We start from the raw sequence: 6,017 nt of genomic DNA on the forward strand, positions 1-6,017 counted from the left end.
CTCTCCGGTTCTTTCTGCTGATTGAGCATGTCCTGCATGGGTCGTACAAAGGCATCTTCTGACCAGGTGTCTGCAATGCTCATTTCGACTCGCTCACATCGGCGTTTTTGTCATGATTTATTTTCCACTCAAGCCACATATGGTTGTAATCTCGCCCTGATAGCGTTGAGTTTCGGTAACCATTTGAAGTACGCATACCCACTAATGTTTGTTTTGAAATTAAGATTTCACTCATTACTGATTTCTCAAATAAATCACGCTCGTCAGAATCATTTTCTGAAGGTGATTCAATGATTGATTTCACTGACTCAAGCCACTTATCAAAGTGATAATCAAATGAAGCTGTGGGATGTCCGCAGCCGCCAATGGTGTGACTCTCAATTAGGTCTCCGCACATGCAGTAATCGTTATCTGCATTCGAAATAATGCCGATAATTTCGTGAATGCGATTAATCAGCGTTTCTTTATCTGATGCTAAAGATTCACATCGAGATTCAAGTTCTTCGTAGGTTGGTTTGCTCATGGCTGCACCTTTTGATTCAGAAACTCAACAAGTTTGTCGAGAAGGCTTTTAATGCGATGCTGCTTGAAGTCGACACCGGTCAAAATGTTTTTACGTGAATGCTGGATAGATAAAATTGGGTCGAAAGGGCGAACCGATGCCGCCCCTGCAATAGCTAGTGCTTGCATGGGAATGCTCCTTAGATTTGATTGCATGAGGCTGAGCACTTGAATAAATACTCACTCAGATGCGGGAATGAAAAAGCCGCACTCAGGCGGCTTCTGATTTCTCTTCTTCGTAACGCTCGATAATCTCGTCGCTATATCTGTTTTCTTTTAGATAGGCGATGATTTCATCCATCTCCATTTCAGCAAAAGCGGTATCTAAAAGGTGATGGCAAAATGCCTTAACCTCATTATTGCTATTCAAGTCAAATTTAATTGTCGTATTATCTTCCTTGACAGTTACCTCTCTCCATCCACCATTTCGTGAATAAATTGCAACTTTGCGAATATCAATTTCCATACATTCCTCCAGGTAAAAAGAATGCCGCCCTGACTACTGGCGGCAAATCAGACAACAAGGGATGATTCTCCATATCTAACCAGAGCAGGTCTTCGCTCCTTTTCTGGTTATGAGCGCGGATTGGCTCGCATAGCTGACTCGTTAATCAGCTATAGGTGCTTATTCGCTTGGTAATTCTGGGTAGTCCATCCAGTGGGTAATCCCTGCGGATAAGTACATTTTTGTGTACTTCTGGTTTCCATTTTCATCAAGTCCATCGGTTACATCATCGAAATAGTCTTGAATATGAACCATGTCATAACCGCCTTTTGGGAAGCCGTAGTTGCGCCATTCAGAATCAGTAATTGAGCACACCAGAACGGATGCGTCACGGGATTCTGGTAATCTGTCACTACATTTAATCCACTCCATCACTCCTCCCCCAGAGCCTTGCTGATGGCTGCTGTTGCCATTTTTTCAGCGTTAGATATGTCTTTAGCGCCACCCTTACTCCATGCTTCAAATAATGCTTGCAGAGCTTCGAGCAAATCAGGAGCTGCTGCTATCAGATTGGCGTCTTCAATGCATTGAACTTCTTCGCATATAGCTACATACGAGCGCCATCCAGAACCGTTTTCTAGTGAGCTAGACTGGATGACTTTAATTTCATCGTCGTCCATCATTATTTCCCACTCACCTTTTGTGCCTTTGAATTCCATATTCACCTCTGTGGCTTGCTGCCAAAAGAAGGCCGACTATGCGGCCTTTTCACATTTAACGTGCTTTAGCGAACCCAATCGCCAATCTATGGCCCTCTGCTGAACCTCTTTCTTAATTTCTTGATATGTTTTTACCGAGCCATCCTTGTTTTTGTTAAATGGATTAAGCGTCTGAGAGAACTTTTCGCGTCGCTTGCACTGCTTCCCGCACACCTCACATTTTCCTGCCTTTTCAGCGACCACAAAAATCTCTTCAAATCTCGTAGTAACCATCGTAATTGACCTCAAATAAGTGGCTTACTGCCTAATTTCATTTTCTGCCGCCCTACACAAGTAACTCCCATTTCGCGGGTTGGCTTGCTGTAGTACAGATGATTAGTCTTCTGCGGTGCTTCCTGCTCTTTTTTATCGCGCAGACTTCCGAGCGAAGTGGCTCTATCAACACGACATGCATGCTTGCGAATTTCCTCCTGAGAAGCGTCAGGAGCATCGCAACCAAAAACTGAATCGATGATGTTACTAATGGCGTCGCGTTCAATTGCGAGCTTTCTACGCCGCTCATGACGGCGAGTTTTAGCATTACCAGCTGACACTGATGAACCGTAAGTGATGACCGTCATGATGTATTCCTCTCGTGAAATGGCTTTGGTGATTGGATGGCCGGCGCTGAACTCCGGCATGTGGATTCGGTTCTGCCGACACTTCCCACGCTACTTCCGCTTCGCTGCAAATCAGCCTTTGCATTCATCCAATCCCAAACCCATCTCGTTTGGTATCTTGTCGCGCTTTGTCAGCGCATCATCGAAGTTAAAGAGCATTCACCATCCTGGTGAGTAGTGCTTCCTGCTGATGGGATGAATATACAAGATAACAAACTTTCTTGTAAACACATAAATTTGTATTTTATTGTATTAATCTTGTTTGTGATTGTTTTTTAAATGAATTTATTTTTTAAGCTTATGCATGGGATACTGCTATGAGCGAAAAGTGAGCGAGGTAATAGTATGAAAAGCGAAGATGAGTTCTTTGCGGAGCTTCATCCGCAGGTGGTGGAGGTTCTTGGGATTGCAGTCATGCAGGTGCTGACTGAAAATAGGGAACCATCAAGAGAGGCCCTGATAGAGATGATCCAAGTGCTGTGGCAGGAGGAGGATGTAGATTTAGCCGTAGAGCTGGCTATCGATGTGCTGTCTTTGCCAAAAGAGTAGGGCAAAGAAAACCCGGATTATTAGCCGGGTTAGTGGGGAGTTATTTGTTTTTATATGCAGTAGCCCTGATGACTTCGCTTGTCGTCCAGTAAGATGCTGAGCTTCCTTGGTCTAGCACAACATATTGTGCTCCAGATTCTGCAGCTTTATCTAGCACTTCATTCAACGCGTTTTGATAGCCGGTATGCCGCGCTACGCCAGTCAGTGATGATGATCCAGTTAGGTTAGCTACAAATTGATATTGCTTAGCCTGCTCCTGACTGATGATCTGAACCTTAGATGCTCGCTGCGACATCTCTGTAGCGCATCCAGAGATAGCTGCTGCCATCATGATAATAATGCTAGCCATTATCTTTTTCATATCGTCACCATTGACTGTAAGTTAGACTGATGTCACTCAATTGAAGCTATAGAAGAACTGAGTACCAGAACACGCGACCAATGATTTCTATGTCGCCTATAGGCTTATCTTCTGGTGGATACTCATCAGAGTTATAGCTGCGTATGCTGACGGTATCAGGGCCCGTGCGATGAAGCATTTTTACTCGTTTCCAACCGTCTTCACTAATCGCGTATATCTTTCCATCAACGATTTTCTTGTCTTCGGTGTTTATCGCTACAGTAGTTCCATCAGGTATATTTGGTTCCATGCTATTACCGCGGGCAGGGAAGCAGATAATTCCGTGTCCGTCCGTGCTGGCACCAATACGGCGCAAGGTTGACTTAGAGAACCGCAGTTTAAATCCGTTGTAGTCCTCCTCGTTGTAGCTACCATCACCACATGCGAACTCAATATCCCTCAGAAATGGCACTTCCACTTCATCATCCCTTATTGGTGTTTTGCTATCCCAAACCTCTATCGAACCCCATTCTTTTTCAGGCGGAATACCATCCTGCCTAATGGCATCTGATCGACCGAGAAGATAGGCAACATCACAACCAAGAGCAGCAGCAAGCTCTGGAAGATATCGTGGGCGTTGCGTTTTACCATCCTCAAGCTGCTGAATTGCCTGCTGTGAAGTATTCGCTCTCACAGCTAGCTCTGCCTGAGTTAAGCCAAGCTCGGCCCTTCTGAGTTTGACCCTTTCTGAAATGCTCATAAAAACCTCTTAATTTATCCCTCCATATTTACAAGAAACACGGTATTTGACAAACAAGGTAGTTTGACAATAAAATACAAATTAGTTTGTAAGGAGGTTGTATGGAAGCACTATCTGACCGACTCAAACAGAAGCGAATTGAACTGAATCTCACCCAGACGCAACTGGCTGAGTTATCAGGGACTAACCAGCAAACAATTCAACAGGTTGAATCAGGTAAAACCAAACGACCTCGATACATTGTTGAACTGGCTCAAGCCCTGAAGTGTGACCCGCTCTGGTTGCTGTACGGAACAGGCCAAAAGGCCGCATAAGTAACACCGCTCTTTACCAATCTGCTCCGCCGACAACGCGGTAACTAATTCAAAGCGCATCAACCGATGCGTATTTACTTATTAACTAAGGAATATATTGCACTATGGAAAATGCAAAGACACGCAAAGACGCTCTCCGTATTGAGAGTGCATTACTCAACAAGATTGCCGCAAAAGGTGTGAGCACTATCGCTAACGCTATCGGCGTCAACGCATCACAAATCACTCGTTGGAAGGAGTCACTCATACCACGTATGAGCATGATTCTTGCTGTTCTGGAATACGGAATCGAAGACGAGGAAATGGCAGAACTGACTAAGCGGTTGGCTAGCTATCTCACAAAAGAAAAAACCTCTAAGAACTGTGAATTCTTAGAGGCCTGATCACGCTGTGTTACGTCAATAACAACAGGAGTAATTATGAGTTCTCTATCCCAGCTTTACAAGTCCAAAGATAAAAACGGCACTGATACAACAGTGAAGAAAACCTTCCTGGTGCTGCTAGCTGAAATCTATGTCGAACCCGGTTTCAATGTCCGTGAAATTGACCAGGCACACGTAGAAGAATTCCGCGACGCGTTTATTGCCGGTGAGTATGTTCCTCCATTGGCGGTACAGGTGACAGAGCATGGCGTGAAAATCATTGATGGCCACCACCGATATTACGGTGCGCTGGCGGCGCAGGAATACGGTACGGAAATACCGCGCCTGGAATGCAAAGACTTTGTGGGTTCTGATGCTGATCGTATCGCCTTCATGGTCACCAGCTCTCAGGGGAAGCCACTTACTCCACTTGAGCGAGCCGCTGCATACCAGCGCCTGATTAATCAGGGTTGGGAGCCGGGGGAAATAGCGAAGAAGGTTAAGCGTTCAGTGGCTGATGTTGATCATCACCTCCAGTTGCTAACCTGCGGTGATGAGTTGATTGGCATGGTGCGTACTGGTGAGGTAGCAGCAACAACCGCAGTAGCGTTATCGAGAGAGCATGGCCCTCAGGCGTCCTCAGTTGCAATCGAGCAGATGCGCAAAGCAAAGGCAGCTGGCAAGAAGAAGCTAACCCATAGCGTGGCGATACCGCAGTTTAACGCGGGAAAAGCTCGTGAGTTTATCCAGATTATCGCAGACATCGAATGGGATATCACAATCCCTGATAACGCGGAAAAAATCCTTACTGAATATCGCGAATTCATGAAATCAGTGGGGTGGGAGAGTGGATCATGAATACTCAAAAGGAACACAAAGCCATTATCCGGTCTCGGTTCATCAAATCTATCAATCCGAAGATAGGAGAAAAACTCCGCGCTATCCTGGAAGAGATTAAACGCAAGGAGGCAGACCGTGGGTAATCTGGCGAAAGTAGTGCAACTAAGGCCGCAGATTGCGGCGGTGGAGCATAAAGTGGCTGAACTCGATGATGGGTATGCCAGACTATCCAACACACTGCTTGAAGCATACGCCGGAGCAGACTTGACCAAGCGTCAATACAAAGTCCTCCTGGCTATCCTGAGAAAGACCTATGGATGGAATAAGCCAATGGACAGGATAAGCGACTCCCAACTGTCGGAGATAGCAAAACTTCCTGTCAAACGGTGCAATGAAGCAAAACTGGAGCTTGTCAGGATGGGGCTTATCAGGCAGCAAGGTGGCATGTTTGGGCCCAACAAAAACATC

Annotated in this window: 12 protein-coding genes and 1 pseudogene; 5 read left to right on the forward strand and 8 right to left on the reverse strand. The window is 45.6% G+C overall.

The window, feature by feature from the left end; translation table 11 throughout:
- Positions 1-79: 79 nt before the first annotated feature.
- The 6 genes from C7387_RS23220 to C7387_RS21420 all read right to left on the reverse strand — a co-directional run bounded on the left by C7387_RS23220 (position 80) and on the right by C7387_RS21420 (position 2,345).
- Positions 80-523 carry a hypothetical protein gene (locus C7387_RS23220; RefSeq protein ID WP_244922392.1) on the reverse strand — a complete coding sequence of 148 codons (444 nt, stop codon included), beginning with the start codon at positions 521-523 and terminating at the stop codon, positions 80-82.
- On the reverse strand, positions 520-690 hold the full coding sequence (locus tag C7387_RS23030) for a hypothetical protein (RefSeq protein ID WP_166791122.1): 171 nt from the start codon (positions 688-690) through the stop codon (positions 520-522). Before C7387_RS23030 ends, C7387_RS23220 begins: the two co-directional genes overlap by 4 nt.
- A gap of 82 nt (positions 691-772) precedes the next feature.
- Positions 773-1,027, reverse strand: coding sequence for a hypothetical protein (locus C7387_RS21400; RefSeq protein ID WP_120817446.1), 255 nt, complete (start codon positions 1,025-1,027; stop codon positions 773-775).
- Between the two features lie 159 nt (positions 1,028-1,186).
- Positions 1,187-1,438, reverse strand: a complete 252-nt coding sequence (locus C7387_RS21405) for a DUF551 domain-containing protein (protein WP_120817447.1) — start codon at positions 1,436-1,438, stop codon at positions 1,187-1,189.
- On the reverse strand, positions 1,438-1,725 hold the full coding sequence (locus C7387_RS21410) for a hypothetical protein (RefSeq protein WP_120817448.1): 288 nt from the start codon (positions 1,723-1,725) through the stop codon (positions 1,438-1,440). Before C7387_RS21410 ends, C7387_RS21405 begins: the two co-directional genes overlap by 1 nt.
- Positions 1,726-2,009: 284 nt before the next feature.
- Complete coding sequence (locus C7387_RS21420) at positions 2,010-2,345, reverse strand: transcriptional antitermination N peptide (protein ID WP_120817450.1); 336 nt, start codon at positions 2,343-2,345, stop codon at positions 2,010-2,012.
- Between the two features lie 384 nt (positions 2,346-2,729).
- Between C7387_RS21420 and C7387_RS21430 the strand changes: the two genes are divergently transcribed.
- The gene (locus C7387_RS21430; protein ID WP_120817452.1) at positions 2,730-2,933 is read left to right on the forward strand and encodes a hypothetical protein; all 204 of its coding nucleotides are present in this window, start codon (positions 2,730-2,732) and stop codon (positions 2,931-2,933) included.
- Positions 2,934-2,973: 40 nt separating this feature from the next.
- Here C7387_RS21430 and C7387_RS21435 read toward each other — a convergent pair whose 3' ends face one another.
- The gene (locus C7387_RS21435; RefSeq protein WP_120817453.1) at positions 2,974-3,294 is read right to left on the reverse strand and encodes a DUF4156 domain-containing protein; all 321 of its coding nucleotides are present in this window, start codon (positions 3,292-3,294) and stop codon (positions 2,974-2,976) included.
- A gap of 46 nt (positions 3,295-3,340) precedes the next feature.
- The gene (locus C7387_RS21440; protein ID WP_120817454.1) at positions 3,341-4,033 is read right to left on the reverse strand and encodes an XRE family transcriptional regulator; all 693 of its coding nucleotides are present in this window, start codon (positions 4,031-4,033) and stop codon (positions 3,341-3,343) included.
- Between the two features lie 101 nt (positions 4,034-4,134).
- Between C7387_RS21440 and C7387_RS21445 the strand changes: the two genes are divergently transcribed.
- The 4 genes and pseudogenes from C7387_RS21445 to C7387_RS21460 form a co-directional block, all read left to right on the forward strand.
- The gene (locus C7387_RS21445) at positions 4,135-4,347 is read left to right on the forward strand and encodes a helix-turn-helix domain-containing protein (RefSeq protein ID WP_120817455.1); all 213 of its coding nucleotides are present in this window, start codon (positions 4,135-4,137) and stop codon (positions 4,345-4,347) included.
- Between the two features lie 104 nt (positions 4,348-4,451).
- Entirely contained in the window at positions 4,452-4,730 is a 279-nt protein-coding gene (locus C7387_RS21450; protein ID WP_120817456.1) for a CII family transcriptional regulator, read from the forward strand.
- Positions 4,731-4,766: 36 nt separating this feature from the next.
- Positions 4,767-5,567 (forward strand): ParB/RepB/Spo0J family partition protein, encoded by an 801-nt coding sequence (locus C7387_RS21455; protein ID WP_120817457.1) that lies wholly within the window; start codon positions 4,767-4,769, stop codon positions 5,565-5,567.
- A gap of 117 nt (positions 5,568-5,684) precedes the next feature.
- Positions 5,685-6,017, forward strand: a pseudogene (locus C7387_RS21460) (replication protein); the annotation flags it as partial.

The organism is Yokenella regensburgei (assembly GCF_003634235.1).
GTDB lineage: Bacteria > Pseudomonadota > Gammaproteobacteria > Enterobacterales > Enterobacteriaceae > Yokenella > Yokenella regensburgei.

Excerpts from the sequence above, each read along its gene's own strand:
- C7387_RS21435 (WP_120817453.1), bottom strand. The coding sequence starts at position 3,294 with ATGAAAAAGATAATGGCTAGCATTATTATCATGATGGCAGCAGCTATC.
- C7387_RS21430 (WP_120817452.1), top strand. The coding sequence starts at position 2,730 with ATGAAAAGCGAAGATGAGTTCTTTGCGGAGCTTCATCCGCAGGTGGTG.
- C7387_RS23220 (WP_244922392.1), bottom strand. The coding sequence starts at position 523 with ATGAGCAAACCAACCTACGAAGAACTTGAATCTCGATGTGAATCTTTA.
- C7387_RS23030 (WP_166791122.1), bottom strand. The coding sequence starts at position 690 with ATGCAAGCACTAGCTATTGCAGGGGCGGCATCGGTTCGCCCTTTCGAC.
- C7387_RS21450 (WP_120817456.1), top strand. The coding sequence starts at position 4,452 with ATGGAAAATGCAAAGACACGCAAAGACGCTCTCCGTATTGAGAGTGCA.
- C7387_RS21440 (WP_120817454.1), bottom strand. The coding sequence starts at position 4,033 with ATGAGCATTTCAGAAAGGGTCAAACTCAGAAGGGCCGAGCTTGGCTTA.
- C7387_RS21405 (WP_120817447.1), bottom strand. The coding sequence starts at position 1,438 with ATGGAGTGGATTAAATGTAGTGACAGATTACCAGAATCCCGTGACGCA.
- C7387_RS21455 (WP_120817457.1), top strand. The coding sequence starts at position 4,767 with ATGAGTTCTCTATCCCAGCTTTACAAGTCCAAAGATAAAAACGGCACT.
- C7387_RS21410 (WP_120817448.1), bottom strand. The coding sequence starts at position 1,725 with ATGGAATTCAAAGGCACAAAAGGTGAGTGGGAAATAATGATGGACGAC.
- C7387_RS21400 (WP_120817446.1), bottom strand. The coding sequence starts at position 1,027 with ATGGAAATTGATATTCGCAAAGTTGCAATTTATTCACGAAATGGTGGA.
- C7387_RS21420 (WP_120817450.1), bottom strand. The coding sequence starts at position 2,345 with ATGACGGTCATCACTTACGGTTCATCAGTGTCAGCTGGTAATGCTAAA.
- C7387_RS21445 (WP_120817455.1), top strand. The coding sequence starts at position 4,135 with ATGGAAGCACTATCTGACCGACTCAAACAGAAGCGAATTGAACTGAAT.